The sequence below is a fragment of the Methylobacterium sp. AC832 genome, assembly GCF_979256025.1.
In genome coordinates, this window is sequence record NZ_CEEDMV010000002.1 from 135,591 (window position 1) to 154,844 (window position 19,254).

Annotated in this window: 17 protein-coding genes; 3 read left to right on the forward strand and 14 right to left on the reverse strand. The window is 67.5% G+C overall.

From position 1 onward, the window contains the following. Window positions 1–71: 71 nt before the first annotated feature. The 12 genes from AC0IXR_RS07895 to AC0IXR_RS07950 all read right to left on the reverse strand — a co-directional run bounded on the left by AC0IXR_RS07895 (window position 72) and on the right by AC0IXR_RS07950 (window position 13,108). Window positions 72–1,493, reverse strand: a complete 1,422-nt coding sequence (locus AC0IXR_RS07895) for a murein hydrolase activator EnvC family protein (RefSeq protein ID WP_471760347.1) — start codon at window positions 1,491–1,493, stop codon at window positions 72–74. Between the two features lie 234 nt (window positions 1,494–1,727). Beyond that, entirely contained in the window at window positions 1,728–2,375 is a 648-nt protein-coding gene (locus AC0IXR_RS07900) for a protein-L-isoaspartate O-methyltransferase family protein (protein ID WP_471760782.1), read from the reverse strand. Window positions 2,376–2,492: 117 nt separating this feature from the next. Beyond that, window positions 2,493–3,257 carry a 5'/3'-nucleotidase SurE gene (surE, locus tag AC0IXR_RS07905; RefSeq protein WP_056424219.1) on the reverse strand — a complete coding sequence of 255 codons (765 nt, stop codon included), beginning with the start codon at window positions 3,255–3,257 and terminating at the stop codon, window positions 2,493–2,495. Further along, window positions 3,257–4,543, reverse strand: a complete 1,287-nt coding sequence (gene serS, locus AC0IXR_RS07910) for a serine--tRNA ligase (protein ID WP_471760783.1) — start codon at window positions 4,541–4,543, stop codon at window positions 3,257–3,259. The genes surE and serS overlap by 1 nt, the downstream gene beginning before the upstream one ends. A gap of 213 nt (window positions 4,544–4,756) precedes the next feature. Further along, window positions 4,757–5,557 (reverse strand): twin-arginine translocase subunit TatC, encoded by an 801-nt coding sequence (tatC, locus tag AC0IXR_RS07915; protein WP_056424215.1) that lies wholly within the window; start codon window positions 5,555–5,557, stop codon window positions 4,757–4,759. Continuing rightward, window positions 5,554–6,048, reverse strand: coding sequence for a Sec-independent protein translocase protein TatB (tatB, locus tag AC0IXR_RS07920; RefSeq protein ID WP_471760348.1), 495 nt, complete (start codon window positions 6,046–6,048; stop codon window positions 5,554–5,556). The genes tatC and tatB overlap by 4 nt, the downstream gene beginning before the upstream one ends. A 96-nt stretch (window positions 6,049–6,144) precedes the next feature. After that, entirely contained in the window at window positions 6,145–6,408 is a 264-nt protein-coding gene (locus tag AC0IXR_RS07925) for a twin-arginine translocase TatA/TatE family subunit (protein ID WP_056424210.1), read from the reverse strand. 190 nt (window positions 6,409–6,598) lie between these two features. Beyond that, window positions 6,599–7,603, reverse strand: coding sequence for a beta-N-acetylhexosaminidase (nagZ, locus tag AC0IXR_RS07930; protein WP_056424209.1), 1,005 nt, complete (start codon window positions 7,601–7,603; stop codon window positions 6,599–6,601). 191 nt (window positions 7,604–7,794) lie between these two features. Further along, window positions 7,795–9,204 carry an SPOR domain-containing protein gene (locus AC0IXR_RS07935; protein ID WP_419952480.1) on the reverse strand — a complete coding sequence of 470 codons (1,410 nt, stop codon included), beginning with the start codon at window positions 9,202–9,204 and terminating at the stop codon, window positions 7,795–7,797. Window positions 9,205–9,234: 30 nt separating this feature from the next. Further along, window positions 9,235–10,980 (reverse strand): arginine--tRNA ligase, encoded by a 1,746-nt coding sequence (argS, locus tag AC0IXR_RS07940; RefSeq protein WP_419952481.1) that lies wholly within the window; start codon window positions 10,978–10,980, stop codon window positions 9,235–9,237. 249 nt (window positions 10,981–11,229) lie between these two features. Next, complete coding sequence (locus AC0IXR_RS07945) at window positions 11,230–11,817, reverse strand: GDSL-type esterase/lipase family protein (RefSeq protein ID WP_471760350.1); 588 nt, start codon at window positions 11,815–11,817, stop codon at window positions 11,230–11,232. Window positions 11,818–11,839: 22 nt separating this feature from the next. After that, window positions 11,840–13,108 carry a deoxyguanosinetriphosphate triphosphohydrolase gene (locus AC0IXR_RS07950; RefSeq protein WP_471760351.1) on the reverse strand — a complete coding sequence of 423 codons (1,269 nt, stop codon included), beginning with the start codon at window positions 13,106–13,108 and terminating at the stop codon, window positions 11,840–11,842. A gap of 99 nt (window positions 13,109–13,207) precedes the next feature. On the opposite strand from AC0IXR_RS07950, the gene AC0IXR_RS07955 reads away from it, so the two are divergent. Beyond that, on the forward strand, window positions 13,208–13,534 hold the full coding sequence (locus tag AC0IXR_RS07955) for a HesB/IscA family protein (protein ID WP_056424199.1): 327 nt from the start codon (window positions 13,208–13,210) through the stop codon (window positions 13,532–13,534). Between the two features lie 130 nt (window positions 13,535–13,664). Next, complete coding sequence (locus AC0IXR_RS07960; protein ID WP_471760353.1) at window positions 13,665–15,512, forward strand: hypothetical protein; 1,848 nt, start codon at window positions 13,665–13,667, stop codon at window positions 15,510–15,512. Between the two features lie 60 nt (window positions 15,513–15,572). Here the strand turns inward: AC0IXR_RS07960 and rnd are convergent, their stop codons facing one another. Next, window positions 15,573–16,724 carry a ribonuclease D gene (rnd, locus tag AC0IXR_RS07965; RefSeq protein WP_056424197.1) on the reverse strand — a complete coding sequence of 384 codons (1,152 nt, stop codon included), beginning with the start codon at window positions 16,722–16,724 and terminating at the stop codon, window positions 15,573–15,575. 94 nt (window positions 16,725–16,818) lie between these two features. After that, window positions 16,819–17,238, reverse strand: coding sequence for a hypothetical protein (locus AC0IXR_RS07970; protein ID WP_471760354.1), 420 nt, complete (start codon window positions 17,236–17,238; stop codon window positions 16,819–16,821). A 188-nt stretch (window positions 17,239–17,426) separates the two neighbouring features. Between AC0IXR_RS07970 and aspS the strand changes: the two genes are divergently transcribed. After that, window positions 17,427–19,241 carry an aspartate--tRNA ligase gene (gene aspS, locus AC0IXR_RS07975; RefSeq protein ID WP_471760355.1) on the forward strand — a complete coding sequence of 605 codons (1,815 nt, stop codon included), beginning with the start codon at window positions 17,427–17,429 and terminating at the stop codon, window positions 19,239–19,241. Window positions 19,242–19,254: the final 13 nt, after the last annotated feature.

Genomic DNA, 19,254 nt, shown 5'->3' on the forward strand with positions numbered 1-19,254 from the left:
AATCAGGCGGATCCACAAACGAAAACGGCGGCTCCTGCGAGCCGCCGTTTCTCTTTGGATCTTGAATGCGCTCAGTTGCTGGCGAGGTGCGGCATCGGGTCGACCGGGGTCGCGCCCTTGCGGATCTCGAAGTGCAGCTGGGGCGAGGTCACGTTGCCCGAGGCGCCGGACTTGGCGATGGTCTGGCCGCGCTTGACCTTCTCGCCGGGGCGAACGTCGAGTTCACCGTTATGGGCGTAGGCCGAGACGTAGCCGTTGGTGTGGCGAACCAGCACCAGCTTGCCGTAGCCCTTCACGTCCGAGCCGGCATAGGCGACCGTGCCGTCCTCGGCGGCCTTCACGGCCGTACCCTCGGGCACCGAGATGTTGATGCCCTCGTTGCCGCTGGTGCCGTAGCCCGAGATCACCCGGCCCTTGGCAGGCCAGCGGAACGACTGGTCGGGCTCGGCGGCGGGAGCCGCAGGTGCGACGGAGCCGGTGCTGGCGGGCTCGGCCTTCTCGGGCACGGGCGTCAGGGAAGCGACCTTGACGGGCGCGGCCTTGGCCTTCTCGGCGGCCTTGGCTTCGGCGACCTTCTTGGCCGCATCCTTGGCGGCTTCCGCCTTGGCGAGCTTGGCTTCGGCTTCCGCAGCCTTGCGGGCGGCCTCGGCCTTCGCCTTGGTGGGATCGACCTTCGGTGTCTCGGCCTTGGCCACCTCGACGGGCTTCTTCACCTCGGCGAGTTTCTTGGTCTCCGCGAGCTTCTTCGCATCGGCGAGCTTCTTGGCTTCGGCCGCATGCTTGGCATCGGCCGCGAGCTTGGCGTCGGCGAGTTTCTTGGTCTCCACGGCCCGCTTGGCCTCGGACACCTTGTTCGCCTCGGCGATCTTCCTGGCTTCCGTAGCCGTCCTGGCTTCGGCGACCGCCTTGGCGGCGGCTTCCTTGCGGGCCGCTTCCTGACGGACGCTGTCCTGGCGAGCGGCCTCCGCACGGGCAGCCTCTGCACGAGCCTTGGCTTCGGCGGCTTTTGCCTCGGCAGCCTTCGCTTCCGCTGCCTTGGCGCCGGCATTGAGCGGAAGACGGGCCGGGGGTGCGGCAGGCACGGTGCGCGGGGTCGCGACCATGCCGCGGCCGGCATCCGGATTCATGCCCGCGGGATTCATTCCCGAGGGGTTCATGCCGGACACCATCCCGGAATTCGGCGCGGTGGAAGCGACACGGCCCGTGGCCATGGGAGGCGTCGCCGCCAGCGGACGCGGCGACATCGGCGCGCCGAGTGACTGCGACTGGATCCTGGAGGTGCGCACCGCCGGGGCGGCGGGCATCTCGCCCTCCTCGGGCAAGCTGCCCGTGGCGCTGGGCTCACTTGAAATGTTGGAGGCGAAGGGGTTCCCGAAGGGGTCGCCCAACCGCGACGCATCGGTGGAGCATCCGGCAGCACTGCCGCCGATCACACCGATGAGCGCGAAACGCGACAGCGTCCTCAACCCTAGACCAGTCCCGCGAACCCGCATCGACGCACCTGTTTGCCTGACGCAACTTGATGACGTCATTCAAACGGGATTCAGGTTAAACAACCGTTCCCGTTCACCACGTTTTCGACACCGAAGGAACTTTCCGAGGGCCGGAGTTCCATGGCCGGTTCAGGTTCGAATGGCCTTGGGGAGCGATAAGATCGTGTCCGATCAAAGGTTTGGCATCTCCCCTCGAAGACCCTGCTCCTCGCTTTGGCAAAGCGAGGTCTTTCGTCAAAGAATGAACGCCCTGCCGTCTGTCAGGGGAGCCAGCCTTAATCCGCTGCCGAACCCTTCGCTGATGCGACCGTCCCGATCCCGGTCGATGAAGGCCAGCCGGCTACCGGTCCCGTAGCCGAGGGCGCCGACGAGACGGCCGCCGGGCAGCAGGGCGGCCGCGAGATGCTCGGGGAAGGCTGGCAGGGTCCCGTTGACGAGGATACGGTCGAAGCCGCCCTCCCCGGCCGATGCGGGATCGAGGCCGTCACCCGTCTCGACACGGGCGATCACTCTGTCCTCCGGGTCGAGGGCGGAGACGGCGTCCTCGGCCAGCGTCGCATAGCGCTCGACGCTCAGGATCGCGGCGGCGCCGAGACGGATCAGCAGAGCGGTGACGTAGCCGGAGCCGGTGCCGATTTCGAGAATGCGGGTGCCGGGCTTCACCTTCAACGCGGTCAGCATGGCGGCGACGACGGTGGGCGCCGACATGGTCTGGCCGCAGGGCAGCGGCAGGGCGATGTCGCGCCGGGCCAGATCCCGATGCCCTTCAGGGGCGAATCGGGCGCGGGGCACGCGCTCCATGGCGCGCAACGTGTCGGTGTCGCGCACGCCAAGACCGCGTAGGGCCATGACGAAGGCGGCATCCTCGACCGAGCCTTCCATCGTCACGAGCTGTGCCTCATGGCCGTGTTCGATCGTTCCGTGGCTTGGATCGTCCGCGGTCCCGCACAGGGGCGCTGGAGCGCGATAGCGCTTGCGCCGTGCGAAGACCGGGATTCCTCACTCGGCAAAGGCTTGTGCGAAGCGGGTCAGGCTCGGTTCGTCGGTGAGATCCAGGCGCAGCGGGGTCACGGAGATGCGGTTCTCCGCAATGGCCTTGAGGTCGGTGCCATGGCCCGGCTCGAACTGCGCCTTGGCGAATGCGAGCCAGAAATACGGGTTGCCGCGACCGTCCTGCCGGGCATCGATGGCGAGCAGCGCCTGATTGCGCATACCCTGCGCTGCGACGGAGGTGCCGACCACCTCCTCGGGTTCGCAATCGGGGAAGTTGACGTTGACGACGATGCCGGGCTCGATCCCGATTTCGAGGATCTTCTTGACCACGCCCGGCCCGTGATGGGCAGCGCAACCCCATTTGATCGCCCCACGCCCACCGGCGCCGTAGGCCTGGCTCAGGGCGATGGAGCGCACGTTGAGGATCGTGCCTTCCATGGCCGCCGCGATGGTGCCCGAATAGGTCACGTCCTCGGCGACGTTCTGGCCGCGATTGACCCCGGACAGGACGAGATCCGGCCCGTGGTCCTTGAGGATGTGGCGCACGCCCATGATGACGCAATCCGAGGGCGTGCCCTTCACGGCGAAGCGCTTCTCGGAGACCTGGCGCAGGCGCAGGGGATCGTTGAGCGACAGCGAGTGCGAGACGCCGGACTGGTCGCTCTCGGGCGCCACGACCCAGACGTCGTCGGACAGGGTCCGGGCGATGCCCTCTAGGGTTTCGAGGCCCGGCGCGTGGATGCCGTCGTCGTTGGTGACCAGGATGCGCATCAGCTCTTCAGCCCTTCGATCTTCTCGATGCCGCCCATGTAGGGCTTGAGAACCGACGGGATGGTGACGCTGCCGTCCGGGTTCTGATAATTTTCCATCACGGCGATGAGGGCGCGGCCCACGGCGACGCCGGACCCGTTGAGGGTATGCACGAATTGTGCGCCCTTGCCTTCCTTCGGCCGATAGCGCGCGTTCATCCGCCGCGCCTGGAAGTCGCCGCAGACCGAGCAGGACGAGATCTCGCGATAGGTCTCCTGCCCCGGCATCCAGACCTCGATGTCGTAGGTCTTCTGGGAGGCGAAGCCCATATCGCCCGTGCAGAGCGTCATGACCCGGTAGGTCAGGTCGAGCTTCTTCAGCACGGCCTCCGCCGAGCCGAGCATGCGCTCGTGCTCCGCCGCCGATTGATCGGGCGTGGTGATCGAGACGAGCTCGACCTTGTTGAACTGGTGCTGGCGCAGCATGCCGCGCGTGTCGCGCCCGGCCGAACCTGCCTCGGCGCGGAAGCAGGGGGTGAGCGCGGTGAAGCGAAGCGGCAGCTCGTCCTCGGAGAGGATGCTCTCGCGCACGAGGTTGGTGAGGGGCACTTCGGCCGTGGGGATGAGCCAGTGTTCCTCACCGGCCCGGAACTGGTCGTCGCGGAACTTCGGCAACTGCGCCGTGCCGAACATCGCCTCGTCGCGCACCAGGATCGGCGGGGCCACTTCGGTGTAGCCGTGCTCGCCGGTGTGAAGATCGAGCATGAACTGGCCGAGCGCCCGCTCCAGCCGCGCGAGCTGGCCCTTGAGCACCACGAACCGCGCGCCGGACATGCGCGAGGCCGCCTCGAAATCCATCAGGCCGAAGGCCTCGCCGAGCTCGAAATGCTGGCGGCCGGTGGCGAGCTTGGTCCGGCTGCCGGAAAAGGCGCGGTGCTCGACATTGCCGTGCTCGTCGGCACCCTTGGGCACGTCCGGGTTCGGGCGGTTGGGGATCGCCACGAGGCGGTCGTCCAAGACTTTGCCGGCCTCGGTCTGGGCCGCCTCCAGGGCGGGCCCCTCCTCCTTCAGCCGCGCCACCTCGGCCATGAGCTCGGCGGCACGCGCCTCGTCCTTCGCCTTCTTCGCGCCGCCGATCTCCTTGGCCAGCGCGTTGCGCCGCTCCTGATTGGCCTGCGCCGCCGAGGTCGCGGATTTGCGCGCGTCGTCGAGGGCGATCAGCTCGGCCGAGAGCGCATCGAGGCCGCGACGGCGCAGGGCTTCGTCGAACGCTTGCGGATTCTCGCGGATGGCGCGGATGTCGTGCATGGAACGGCCCAACGGCTGTCATTCCGGGGCCGCGGAGCGGAGCCCGGAATCCAGACCCGCATCGGCTCGTCGCGTGACGCCGTCAGCGGCTCTGGATTCCGGGCTCTCGCCTGAAGGCGAGCCCCGGAATGACGGGGTGACGGATCGGCCTGCGTTCTGTCAGCATCGCGCCCGCATGTCCACAATCAGCGGACGGGGCGATGGGCCTCGGCGCTACGGCTCCAGCCCTTCCGCGACCCGTTTGGCTTTGCGGCGGCGCTCGACGCGGGCCACCGAGAAGATCGAGGCCTCGTAGAGGAGGAGCATCGGCAGGGCCAGCGACAGCTGCGAGATCACGTCGGGCGGCGTCAGGATCGCGGCCGCCACGAAGACGAGGACGATGGCGTAGCGGCGCTTCTCGCGCAGGAAGACGGTGTCGATGACGCCGATCTGGCCGAGCAGGGTGAGGATCACGGGTAGCTGGAACGCCAATCCGAAGGCGAAGATCAGCGTCATGATGAGCGAGAGATACTCGTCCACCTTCGGCAGAAGCGAAATCGTCGCTTCACCCGGCTGGCCGACCTGCTGCAGGCTCACCGAAAACTGGATGAGCAGCGGCATCGCCAGGAAGAACACCACCAAAGCGCCGAGAACGAAGAAGATCGGCGTCGCCACGAGATAGGGCAGGAAGGCCTGGCGCTCGTTGCGATAGAGGCCCGGCGCGACGAAGGCGTAGATCTGCGTCGCGATGACCGGAAAGGCGAGGAAGGCCGCGCCGAACACGCTGAGCTTGATGTTGGTGAAGACCTGCTCGAGGAAGTGCGTCGCGATGAGCTGCGCCTTCTCCGCCCCCACTACGGAGACGTAGGGGTAGAGCAGGATGTTGTAGATGTGCCGCGAGACGAAGAAACACGCGAAGAACATCACAATGAACGCGGCCAGCGACTTGATCAGCCGCGAGCGCAATTCGATCAGATGATCGAGGAGTGGCGCGCGCGAAGCCTCGACCTCGGATTCGTCGACCGAATCGATCATGTGCTTGCGCCGGTCTCGGTAGGTTTGGTGGAGGATGCCTCGGGCGCGGTCGTACGCGGCGGAAGGTCCGGCAAGGCGTGCACGGGCGGTGGCGGCTCCGGCGAGGCTATCTCGGGTGACGGCGCTTCGGGTTCGGGCTGCGGATCGTTCTCGGCGAGCTTGGCAGCCACGTTGGCGAGGGGCTGGGTGCTCGACTGGGACCGACCGTCGACCGCACCGCGAATCTCGTCACGTATCGTCTGGACGGGGTTGAAGCTCGGCCCCATCGTGCTCGCGGAGCGCTTGATGTCGTCGACCTCGCGGCGGACCTCGTCGAATTCCGCCTCGCGGATCGCCTCGTTGAACTGGGCATGGAATTCGCCGGCCATGCGGCGCATCTTGCCCGTGACCTGACCAACCGTGCGCAGGGCCTTGGGCAGATCCTTGGGTCCGATGACGATGAGGGCGACACCGCCGATCAGCATCACCTCACCCCAACTCATGTCGAACATGGCGTCGCTCGTCCCGCGGCCGATGGCCTTTGCCTCGTCACGGCCGGCGGCCTAGCATAGTTTGCGCAAGGCCGATGCCTGTCCGTAGGGTTTGCTTCAGACGACCTTGCGGTCGGCCGTGACATGGCTCGCCGTGGCCGGCTCGCCCTGGGGAGGCAGCGTACGCACGGGCTCGCCCGCGCTCGGCGGCGGAACGGCCGGGGCCTGTCCGGTCGGGGTCTCGTCCTCGGCCATGCCCTTCTTGAAGGCCTTGATGCCCTTGGCGACGTCGCCCATCAGGTCCGAGATCTTGCCGCGCCCGAACAGCAGCATCACGATGCCCGCGACGATGATCCAGTGCCAGATACTCATGCTGCCCATGGCAAACTCCTGCGCCCATGCTGTCGCCAGCCCAGCGACGCCCTCTCACGACGGATTGTCGGGAACCTAAGGATGGCGGGGAGCGAACACAAGAACCGCACGGTCTCGCGCTGAGGCATTTGAGGCATCTGAGACAATTGTGCAGCGCGTCATAGCGGCACTCGCCCGAAACGCTGGGGCAGTCCGGGCCTCACGCGTGGGCGGAAAGACCAGCCTCGAAACGCGAACGGGCCTCGGCGACATCGAACTCCACGCGCGGCGCGAGCCGGGCCAGGGCGGCCTCGGCCCGGCGCAAAGCCTCGCCGGACAGGATCGGCGTACCTTCCAGGACGGCCTGCATCTCGTGCCGCTCGCCGTTGCAATGGAGGGCGACATCGATACCGGCGGCGAAGGCCTTCTCGGCCTTCTCGCGAAAGCTGCCGTCGAGGGCCTTCATCGAAAGGTCGTCCGTCATGAGCAGGCCGTCGAAGCCGATGAGGCCACGGATCACCTGGCCGATGACGACGCTGGACTGGGTCGCGGGGTGATGCGGATCGAGGGCTGCGTAGACTACATGGGCGCTCATCGCCATCGGCAGGTCGGCCAGGGCGCGGAAGGGCACGAAATCGTGCGAGGCCAGGCTGACGCCCTCGGCCTCGACCACGGGCAGGTCCTTGTGGCTATCGCAGGCGGCGCGACCGTGACCGGGAATGTGCTTGATCACCGGAAGGACCCCGCCTTCCATCAACCCTTCGGCCACCGCCCGTCCGAGCGCGATGACAATGTGCGGATCGGTGCCGTAGGCGCGATCGCCGATGATGTCGTGGGCTCCCGCCACCGGCACGTCGAGGACGGGCGCGCAATCGACGTTGATTCCCACCGCGGCGAGATCATGCGCCATGAGCCGAGCGCCGAGGCGCGCCATGGCGGTGCCCGATCCGTTGAGGCGGCCGAAACGGGCGCCGGCCGGATAAGACGGCCAGTGCGGCGGTCCCATGCGCTGCACCCGTCCGCCTTCCTGGTCGATCAGAATCGGCGTGTCGGCCCGGCCCGTCGTAGCGCGCAGCGCATCGGTCAGCGCCCTCACCTCGTCCGGCGAGCCGATATTGCGCTTGAACAGGATGAAGCCCCAGGGCTGCGCGTCGCGAAAGAACGCGGCCTCCTCGTCCGAGAGAGTCCGGCCGGCACAGCCGAGGATCAGGGCGCGAGTTGTCATGGGATGTGCTGCTCGGCTTGATGATGGACGGACTGTCCGAGGGGCATCCGTCCCTGCACTTCACGATGGCGGCTCCGCCCGCGCTGGCGGTACTCGAACGAGGCGTCACGGACCCGCGACAAGCCGGCACTGTCTCTCGCCGTCTTCGCGGCACTCGCTTGAGCGCCGCCGTGACCCTCAGTTCCCGAGGCTCAGTTCTTGGCGACGAAACACTGGCCGCCGGCGCCCTGCAACTCGGTGCAGAGGGTGGTCGCCTCGGCCTTGGCCAGGGGCCCGACGCGGACGCGGTAGATCGTCTTGCCGCTGACCTCGGCCTGACGGATCAGGGCGGGCTTGCCGGAGAGCTGGCTGAACTTGCTCTGCATCTGCTTGAACGCGGCCTGCGCTTCGGCTTCGCTGGTGCGTACGCCGAGCTGGACCGAGTAACCGCTCACGGGTGCGGTGGAGGCCGAGGCGGCGGGTGCAGGCGTCGGCAGGGCGGAGGTCGCGTCGGGGGCGACGGCGGCTACCCGCTGCGGGGCCTTCGCGCGAGAGGCGGGAGCGGTCGGCTCGGGAGCCGAAGCTTCCTCGGTGGGAGCGGGCGTCGTCGCCGGCAGCTTCCCGACGCGTGAATGCATCGAGGCATTGGTCGAACCGCCGCCGTCACCCGGAAGGGTCATGGTGGGGATCACCGATTGGGCGACGGGCGCTTCGCGCTGAGGCGGCGGCGGAGGCGTATCCGGCTTCACCGACACGGTCCGCACCCGGCGAGGCTCGCCGAGGGTTTCGGTGAGGGGACCGGTATTGCCGCCCTGCTGTCCGGTGGACGGCGTGGCTCCGCCCTCCCCGGCGCGCTGGGCCGAGCGGGCGGCCTGCGCCACGTCGACCGGCTGCTCCTCGCGGTTGACGATGTGGATCTGGTCGTCCTTGGCGTTGCGGTCGTAGATCCGCTTGTTCTGGTCGGGGATCTCGACGCCGTCCGCTTTCTGCGGTGCGATCTTCAGCGGAGCCTTGTCGGCGAGGATCGTCGGCACGGTGCCGTCGCTGTGGCTCGAATTCATGCTGCGCCAGGTGAGCGCACCGGTGACGCAGACCACCAGCACGCCGAGGCCGGCGCCCACGGAAACGAGGCGGCTGCGCTGGCGGGGCCGCTCGGCCGCGCGATTGAGGCGGTCGTCCTGCTCCGGCGCGTAAGCCTCGGACCCGTGCGGATCCTGAGGACCGGCGGCATAGGCACTGTGGTCGACGGAGGCGAGATACTGATCGAACGCGTCGGCCGGATGTGCCGAGTGTGCGGCCTGCGGCTCGGGCTCGACCTGATGCTGGGCATGCTGTGCGTAGCCCGAAGGCGCGGCGGCGTAGCCTGCGGGAGCCGCCGGCGCCTCGTCGTGGAAGCTCGGTTCCCTGCGTCCTCCCTGGGCTCGCGGCTCGGCGGTGGCACGGGAATCACGCGCTTCCAGCAACGCGCGGAAAGGATCGTCCTGGCCGACGATGCGGGCGAGTTCGGCCAACGGATCGGGCTTGGCCGCAGGCTGGGCCTGCGACTGGGGCGGCGTCGTGGGCTGCAAGTCACGCGCGAAGGCGTCGAAATCGACAGGCGCTCGCGAAGCGTTCGTCGTCATGGCAGCATTCCTCTTCACGCCGAGATCACCTCACCGCATTTCATCCGGCGCGGTGACACCCAAGACCGTGAGGCCGGAGGCGACGACGCCCCTCAAAGCCTCCACGAGGGCTAGTCTTGCCCGTGTCGAGTTTCGGTCGTTTGGATTAATAAACCGTAATTGCGGCAGGTCTTTGCCTTTGTTCCAGAAACCATGCAGGGAACTTGCGAGCTCGTAGAGGTAGAATGCCACACGATGTGGCTCGTGCGCCGCAGCCGCCGCTTCGATCACCCGGGGGTACTGGGCGATCAACCGCATGATCTCGATTTCCGCGGAATCGGCAAGGAGCGTCAGGTCCGCGTCGGCTAGGCCGGCGACGGAAAAATCCTCGTCCGGCATGGCCTCGCCTGCCTGCCGGAACACCGAGGCGCAGCGGGCATGGGCGTACTGGACGTAGAAGACCGGGTTGTCCTTGGATTGCTCCACCACCTTGGCGAGGTCGAAATCCAGGGTCGCGTCGTTCTTGCGGTAGAGCATCATGAAACGGATCGCGTCGCGGCCGACTTCGTCGACCACCTCGGCAAGGGTGATGAACTCGCCCGCGCGCTTCGACATCTTGACCGGCTCGCCGGCCCGCAGGAGACGCACGAGCTGGCACAGCTTGACGTCGAGAGTGGCGTCGCCGTCGCTCACCGCCTTCACCGCCGCCTGCATGCGTTTGACGTAGCCGCCGTGATCGGCCCCGAGGACGTCGATCAGGTCCGTGGCGCCGCGCCGGATCTTGTCGCGGTGATAGGCGATGTCGGAGGCGAAATAGGTGAACGAGCCGTCCGATTTCAGCAGCGGCCGGTCGACGTCGTCGCCGAACTCCACCGTGCGGAACAGGGTCTGCTCACGGTCCTCCCAATCCTCGGGAAGCTGGCCCTTCGGCGGCGGAAGCCGGCCCTCGTAGACGAGACCTTTTGCGCGGAGTTCCGCCAGGAGGACGGGCACCGCCTCCTTCAGCGTGGCCTCGGAGAAGAACACGTCATGGTGGATGCCGAGCCGGGCGAGATCGCCCCGGATCAGGTCCATCATCGCGGCGATGGCATCCGCCCGCACCTGCGGCAGCCAGTCGGATTCCGGCGCGTCGAGGAGCGCGCGTCCGTGCTTCTCGGCGAGCGCCTTGCCCACCGGCACGAGATAGTCGCCGGGATAGAGGCCTTCGGGCACGGGGCCGACCTCTTCGCCCAGGGCCTCGCGGTAGCGCAGGAACGCGGACCGGGCGAGCACGTCGACCTGCGCGCCGGCATCGTTGATGTAATACTCGCGCGTCACGTCGCGGCCGGCCGCCACGAGCAGGTTCGCCAGCGCGTCGCCGAACACCGCCCCGCGACCATGGCCCACATGCATCGGTCCGGTGGGGTTGGCCGAGACGTATTCGATGTTGACCTTGCCGCCGCCCATCCGAGCGCGGCCATACTCGGTGCCCTCGCCGAGCGCGGCACGCACGACCTCGTGATAGGTCTCGGGCGTCAGGCGCAGGTTGATGAAGCCCGGTCCGGCCACGCTCGCCTCGACCACGCGGGGATCCTGCCGGAGCTCCGCGGCCAGCGCTTCGCCGAGCGCCTTCGGATTGGTCCTGGCCTCCTTGGCGAGGACCAGGGCCGCATTGGTGGCGAGGTCGCCGTGCGTGGCGTCGCGCGGCGGCTCGACCACCACGCGGGAGAGATCGAGCCCCTCGGGCAGCGTCCCGGACCGGGTCAGGCTCTCGAGCGCTTCGCGCACGCGCGCCTCGAAGGTGGCGAAGATGTTCATGGGATATCTATTCCGCTCGCGCCAAGCCGCATCGTCACGACGGCTTGCGCCTCAATGCGGCGGCATACCAACGCGGGGGGCAGGTGTCACGGGAGGCAGGTGTCACGGGAGGCAGATGTCACGGGAGGCCGCCCATCGCACTTCCTGGCTCCTCATCGGCCCGGCACTTCACGAGGCGTCGCCAAACTCCGGTCACGGCCGGATCTCGCTCAGCTCAACACGGCACATCGGACGTTTCGTGAAGGACACTCAGAACCAGGCGCGCCAAGCTTCCCAGCCGGCGACGACGCTGGCCAGAGCCGCGTAGCCTTTGGCATTGGGGTGCGTTCCGTCCCCCGCTGCAGCCTCGCTGGTCCATGCGTCGGATTCTGTCGCCATGCCGAAGACCGGCAGGAACGGGACATCGAGTCGGGCGCAAAGAGGAGTGATGTCGCGCGACAGAGCCTGAATTCGCGCATCCGTCGAGGAATCGTCGCAGACGGGAAGCGGACCGATCATCAGGGTTCTTCGCCAACCGGCGGCGTCTCCGAGAATCTCCTCCGCCGTGTCGAGTGAGCGGTCATGAGGGACGCGGATTCGGCCATCGACGAGCGTGCAGTCGTTTGCGCCGAACGAAAAGACAAGCCGGCCGTCCAGCCCCTCGGGCAGCCGGGCTTCGGCCTCGCGTCGCCAGCGGCCGTGGATGTCGAGGCTGGTGTCGCGGCGAATTCCCAGATTGTAATGCGTGACGTCCCAGCCGGCGCGGCGGGCCTCGGCACAGAGACGGCCCGTCCATCCGAGACAGGTGTCGTCACCGACCCCGTTCACGAAACTGTCGCCGATGAAGCAGATGCGCATGAATCGTCCCGAACCTCGGCCGCTATCCTTCCGCCAGCGGCAGACCCCGGCTCTCCGGGCTCCAGTGCAGGTCCGGCGTCGTCGCGAACAGGCGCTTGTGGGCGAGCACGGCGTAAGTGTCGGTCATGCCGGCGATGTAGTCGGCGACCCGGCGGGCGATGCGTCCCTCCCCTGCGCCATCGAGCCCGACCCGCCATTCCTCGGGCATGGCCGCCGGGTTCGCCGTGAAGGCGCCGAACAGATCCGCGACGATGATGTCGGCTTGCGCCCGCACCGCCAGCACGCTCGGGTGGCGGTACATCCGCGCGTAGAGGAAGCGCTTGATCGTCGTGTCCGCCTCCGCCAGCGCGGGTGAGAAGGCGACGACCGGTGCCGATGCTCCACGGATGTCCTCTACCGACATCGGCGCCAGGACTTCGATCCGGCGCGTACTCTCCGCGATCACGTCCTCGACGAAGCGGGTAATGACGCGACGCGCCAGTTCGTGGATCTTTCGCGAGGGTTCCAGCCCCGGATGCAGGGCGTCGATCTCCTCCATCAGCCTGGCGAGGAACGGCACCTCTTCCAGGTCGGAGAGTTCGAACAGACCGGCGCGCAGGCCGTCATCGAGGTCGTGGCTGTCATAAGCGATGTCGTCGGCCAGCGCCGCCGCCTGCGCTTCCGGTCCGGCGAAGCGGCCGAGTTCGAGATCGTGAACGGCGTCGTATTCGAGGATCGCGGCGGGAATCCCCCGCTCGGCCCAGCGCGCAGTCGGGGCTCCCTCGGGCGTCAGCAGAGGCCCGTTGTGCTTGACGAGGCCCTCCAGGGTCTCCCAGGCGAGATTGAGCCCGTCGAATCCGGCATAGCGCCGCTCGAGCCGGGTCACGATGCGCAGCGCCTGGGCGTTGTGGTCGAACCCGCCATGGCCTTTCGTCAGCGCATCGAGGGCGTCCTCGCCGGTATGCCCGAAACAGGTGTGGCCGAGGTCGTGGGACAGCGCCAGCGCCTCCGCGAGATCCTCGTCGAAGCCGAGGGCACGGGCGAGGGCCCGGGCGATCTGGCTGACTTCGAGCGTATGGGTCAGGCGGGTCCGGTAATGGTCGCCTTCGTGATGGACGAAGACCTGGGTCTTGTGCTTCAGGCGCCGGAAAGCGGCCGAATGGATGATCCGGTCGCGGTCGCGCTGGAAGTCGCTGCGGGTGGGCGAGACCGCCTCCGGGATCAGCCGCCCGCGCGTGGCTGCCGGATCGGTGGCGTAGCGCGCCCGCCAGCGTTCGCCCCTGTGCCGCACGTCACCTCCCGAACCCGTCATTTCGCGCCAGGCTCCTACCGCGTTGCAGCGCGTCTCTACGGCGCATATCTTGTGTGGGCTAGCGCTTCTGGCAATCGACGAGAACCCAAGAGCATCACGATGGCCGACATCACCCTGACCCCCCGCGCGGCCAAGCGCATCAACGAGATCATGGGGACCGAGCCTCCCGGTGCGTCCCTGCGGATCAGCGTCAATGGTGGCGGCTGCTCGGGCTTCTCCTATGCCTTCGACATCGAGCGCTCCCGCGCCGATGACGACATGGTGATCGAACGGGATGGCGCGACCGTCCTCGTCGACCCCGTGTCCCTCGAATACATGAGCGGTTCGACCATCGATTTCGCCAACGACCTCATCGGCCAGTCCTTCAAGATCGAGAACCCTCAGGTCACGGCCTCCTGCGGCTGCGGTACGTCGTTCTCGCTCTGAGCCATCGTCTTTCCGTCACATCGCGGCGTGCGGCAGCGCGATTGCCTCGCCGCGGAAACTGCGGCACGGATGCGGTTCGGCGCGGCACCGTTGCACGAAGCGCCTTTTCCGCAGCGCCCCGGATCTGCTCATGAACGTCCCACAAGGCCGTCCCTTCCTCATGCGGGCGGCCGGCCTTTCGGTCTGTGCCCTCCTTGCACTTGGCGGAGGTGGCCCGATGGGCCCATTGCCGGCCACGGCCCAGGAGGCGGCGTCCGCCGTGCAGGACGTCACGCTCCAGAACGTGACGATGACGTTCGGTGGTACGACCCTCACCGCACCGCAGGTCATCGTCAGCGGTACGCGTCTGACGAAGGACGATCTGCTCGCTCTTCTGAAATCCGGCCCCGAGCCTCTGGCCGCGCGTCTGGCCAAGTTCGATGCTGCCAGCATCGTGATTCCGGAGCTTCGTTCCGAGACCCGGATCGGTACCAGGGCCCAGACAGCGACCTATCGCGACGTGACGGCCAAGGACGTGCGCGGCGGCCGTATCGCCCAGGCGAGTGCCGCTGGGGTGACGGCGGCGGAGGATGGGGGTGAGGCGAGACACAGCGCCAGTTACGGCCGCATCGACATGAAGGACGTCGATCTCGCCGCGATGGCGCGGCTTTACGGCGAGGCAGGCGACGCCAAGAGCCCGATGCTCCGGATCTACGGCAATTTCTCGGCCGCCGACATTGTGATGGAGGCCGAGGGCACTCTGTTGAAGATCGCCCGTCTCGAGGGTAGCGACGTCAGTGGCCGACAGATTCCCGCGACATGGACGGGCGCGCTGGAGGCGATGTCCCGTGTGGACCCGACACAGCCCGCCTCCGCCGACAAGGCGCGGATCCTCGGAACCGTGGCGGACCTGATGGACGGGTTCTCCGTCGGCTCGTTCCAGGCCAGCGGGCTCACGGTCAATCAGACCCATGACGGTGAACCCATGGCGATGACCATGGGGCGCATGGCCTTCACCTCCGGAAACCTGACCTTCGAGGATCTCGGCTTCACGGCGGGCGAAGCCAGCGGCAAGCTCTCGCGCCTGTCCTTCGCGGGCTTCTCCTTCGCTCCGACCGTGGCGGCCATGCGGAAGCTCTCGGCTCAGGCCGGAGAGCCGACCGAGGCGGATCTGCGGCAGATGACGCCGGTGCTCGGTACCCTGGCAGTGAAGGACCTGCGCCTCGACCTGCCGCCGGACGGGGCACCCGCCGCGCCGAAGCCCCCCGGCAATTCTGCTGGCAAGCCCGCTGCTGCTCCCGCGCTCCCCCCCGTCGCGACGGCTCCCACGCAGATCGGCTTGCGTGACGGTGCCTTCGCCTTCGGGCCGCTGCGCGACGGCCTGCCGACCACCGGCCGTGCCACCCTCTCGGGACTCACCCTGCCCGCTACGGCGGTGGCCGGAATTCCGGGGCTCGGCTCCCTCGGCGCTTACGGCTATCGCGACCTCGACCTGAACGTCGTCGCCGACACGGCCTGGAACGAGGCCGCCAAGGAACTCTCCTTCAGCGAGGTGTCGGTGTCGGGCAAGGACATGGGCAGCGTGAAGGTCAACGGCATCCTGGGCGGTATCGGCCCGGCGGTGTTCGACCCGGATCCGAGCGTCTCGACCTTCGCCATGCTGGGGGCGACTGCCAAGACCCTCGACCTGCGGATCGAGAATAGCGGCCTGTTCGAGCGCTTCATCGCTTCGCAGTCGAAGAGTCTGAGCCTCAAGCCGGAGGAACTGACCCAGGAATACGTGACCGCGACCACGTTCGGCGTTCCGGCAATCCTCGGTAATTCGGCTGGCGCCAAGGCCATCGGCGCGGCTCTGGGCCAATTCGTGACCCGGCCGGGTACGTTTCTCCTCAGCGCCAAGGCGAAGAATGCCGGCGGCATCGGCATGCTCGAATTCAGCGCGGCCCCGACGCCGGGCGCCGTGCTCGACAGGTTGGACGTCAGCGCGAAGGCGAATTGAGGATGGGCGAGCCGCGCATGCGGCTCCTCTTCCCCAGGCGGGGGAAACGCGAGGTCTGGATCAATCCAGCGCGCGCACCACGATCCGCCCACCCTGGGCCGAGAGGGCCAGGCGGCCTGCCTTGAGGGCAAGCGCCTTCTCGCCGAACAGCGTCCGGCGCCATCCCTGCAGGACCGCGATGTCGGCCTCGTCGTCTTCCGCGATCGCTTCGAGGTCATCCATCGTGGCGACGATCTTGGGCGCCACGTCCTCGGCCTCGCAGACCGCCTTGAGCAGCACCTTCAGCAATTCGACCACCGCGCCGTTGCCGCCCCGGCCCCGGCTGCGCTCGGGCAAGGCGATCTCGGAGAGATCACGCTGAAAGCCGCGCTCCACGGCGGCCAGGATGTCGGCTCCGGTGCGCGAGCGTTCGAAACCCGCCGGGATCGAGCGGAGGCGTCCCAGGGCCTCGACGCTGCGAGGCGCGGAGGTGGCGATGTCGATCACCGCCTCGTCCTTGAGGATTCGCCCGCGCGGCACGTTGCGGGTCTGGGCCTCGCGTTCGCGCCAGGCCGCCACCTCGGCCAGAACTGCGATCTCGCGCGGCTTGCGCATGCGGCCGGAGAGCCGGCGCCAGGCCTGGGCCGGGTCGGCCTTGTAGGTTTCCGGCGAGGTCAGGACGCTCATTTCCTCGTCGAGCCACTCGCCGCGATCGGTGGAGAGAAGCTTGCCGGCCAGCACCTCGTAGATCGTCACCAGATGGGTCACGTCGGAGAGGGCATAGCTCGACTGGGCGTCCGAGAGCGGACGGCGCGACCAGTCGGTGAAGCGGGACGATTTGTCGATCTTGGCCTTGGCGACGTCGTTGACCAACTGCTCGTAGGAGACCGAGTCGCCGTAGCCGCAGACCATGGCGGCGACCTGCGTATCGAAGAACGGCTGCGGCAGCAGCCCGCCGAGCAGCCAGATGATCTCGAGATCCTGGCGTGCCGAGTGGAACACCTTGACCACGCTCTCGTCGGCCATCAGCGCGAAGAATGGCGCGAGGTCGATATCGGGAGACAACGGGTCGACGAGCACGCCCGACCCGTCCGGCCCGGCCATCTGGATCAGGCAGAGCTTGGGGTAGTAGGTCGTCTCCCGCATGAACTCCGTGTCGACGGTAACGAACGGCTGTCCGGCGAAACGGCTGCAAGCCTCGGCGAGGGCCGGCGTGGTAGCTATGAGGTCCATGAGAGCCGGCTATATCGGAGGTTGACGCGTGAGGCGAGATCGTATCTCGCGCCGCGCGCGCCTATCCCCGACATCCCGTGCTGCACTTCCCTCGTCAGGCGGCGCGCTTGCGGGACCGGTTCCGGCGAGCGAGGCTGCGCACCAGTTCGGCACGCTCGCGCCTCTGGGCCTCGGCACGGGCGAGAAGCCAGTCGAGGATGCCGGCATTCATCCGGGGGCCGCCTTCCTCGGACAGGCGCCGGATGCGGTCCACCCGAAAGCCGCGATAGCCGCCGCGTGCGCGGTCGATACCGCCCAGCAGCGTCCGGCCGGGTCCGAGCCTCAACTCTCGCGCGCTCAGGCTCCGCGTGCTCCAGAGGCCACGGGAATCCTCGTAGACGATCTCGTAGCGACCTTCGAGCGGCAGAACCTGCCACGTGCCGAGCTTGTGTTCGCCTTGGTCGGCAGTCTTCCGGCGTTCGGCAGGAGCGGCGGCAGCCTCGTTCAGAATATCGAAAAATGCGTTTGCATTCATGGACCTGATATGGGGATTCACCCTCGTTTCCGAAAGGTCCCGCCCCCGTCTCCAGGGCCTCGACGATGCCCGTTCCGGGCTCGTCCCCGCTCCCGCCTACGGGCTCCGCCGCGTGGCGTAGGATCGCCTTCGCCTTGACTTGCCCGCCCTCGCGTGAATGGTGCGCCGCTCAATCTGAAGAGCCCGTCATGCACCGTTATCGTACCCATACCTGCGGGGCGCTCCGCCCGTCCGACGTCGGCGAGACCGTACGCCTTTCCGGTTGGTGCCATCGCATCCGCGATCATGGCGGCGTGCTCTTCATCGATCTGCGCGACCATTACGGTCGCACCCAATGCGTGGTCGATTCCGATTCGAAGGCGTTCAAGACCGCCAACCTCGCCCGCTCGGAATGGGTGATCCGCATCGACGGCCGCGTGCGCACGCGCCCTGCGGGAACCGAGAATGCCGACCTGCCCACCGGAACGGTGGAGGTCTATATCGACGACATCGAGGTTCTCGGCCCCGCCGGCGAATTGCCGGTGCCGGTCTTCGGCGACCAGGAATACCCGGAGGAGACGCGGCTCAAGTACCGCTTCCTCGATCTGCGCCGTGACAAGCTGCACGCCAACATCATGAAGCGCGGCGCGATCATCGATTCGCTCCGCCGCCGTATGCGCGAGGGCGGCTTCTTCGAGTTCCAGACGCCGATCCTCACCGCCTCCAGCCCGGAAGGCGCGCGTGACTATCTGGTGCCGTCCCGCGTGCACCCTGGCAAGTTCTACGCGCTGCCGCAGGCCCCCCAGCAGTTCAAGCAGCTGACGATGATCGCCGGCTTCGACCGCTACTTCCAGATCGCGCCGTGTTTTCGCGATGAGGATGCCCGCGCCGACCGCTCGCCGGGTGAGTTCTACCAGCTCGACATCGAGATGAGCTTCGTCACCCAGGAGGACGTGTTCCAGTCGGTGGAGCCGGTCCTGCGCGACGTCTTCAAGGAATTCGCCGAAGGCAAGCGGGTCACCGAGACCTTCCCGCGCATTCCCTATGCCGAGGCGATGCTGAAATACGGCGTCGACAAGCCCGATCTTCGCAATCCGCTGATCATCGCCGACGTGACGGACGAATTCGCTCGCGACGAGGTCGAGTTCAAGGCCTTCAAGGGTGTGATCAAGTCCGGCGGGGTCGTTCGCGCCATCCCGGCGACGGGGGCGGCGACGCAGTCGCGCTCGTTCTTCGACAAGCTCAACGACTTCGCCCGCGCCGAGGGCGCGCCGGGCCTCGGCTACATCATCTTCGAGGACGACAACGGCACGGTCACCGGCAAGGGCCCGATCGCCAAGTTCATCCCTTCGGAGGTCCAGGCCCTCATCCGCGAAAAGACCGGCACGAAGGCCGGCGACGCCGTGTTCTTCTCCGCCGGTACCGAGGCCAAGGCCGCGGCTCTGGCCGGCAAGGCCCGCATCCGCATCGCGGACGAGCTGAACCTCTCCGACAAGGATCAGTACGCGTTCTGCTGGATCACCGACTTCCCGATGTACGAGTGGAACGAGGACGAGAAGCGGATAGACTTCTCCCACAACCCGTTCTCGATGCCGAATTTCGACCGCGAGGAATTCCTCGCCCTCGATCCGAGCGAGGCCGAGAAGATCCTCGGCATCAAGGCGTTCCAGTACGACATCGTCTGCAACGGCACGGAGCTGTCCTCCGGCGCGATCCGTAACCACCGCCCCGAGGTGATGGAGAAGGCCTTCGGTCTGGCCGGTTACGGCCAGGAGGTGCTGGAGGAGAAGTTCGGCGGCATGCTCAATGCCCTGAAACTCGGCGCCCCGCCGCACGGCGGCATCGCACCGGGAATCGACCGCATCGTCATGCTGCTCTGCGGCGAGCAGAACCTCCGCGAAGTGGTGCTGTTCCCGATGAACCAGCGCGCTGAGGATCTGATGATGGGGGCCCCTGCCGAGGTGACTCCGAAGCAGCTGCGCGAGCTCCACATCCGTCTCAACCTGCCGGAGAAGCAGGGCTGAGAAACCTTCGCCC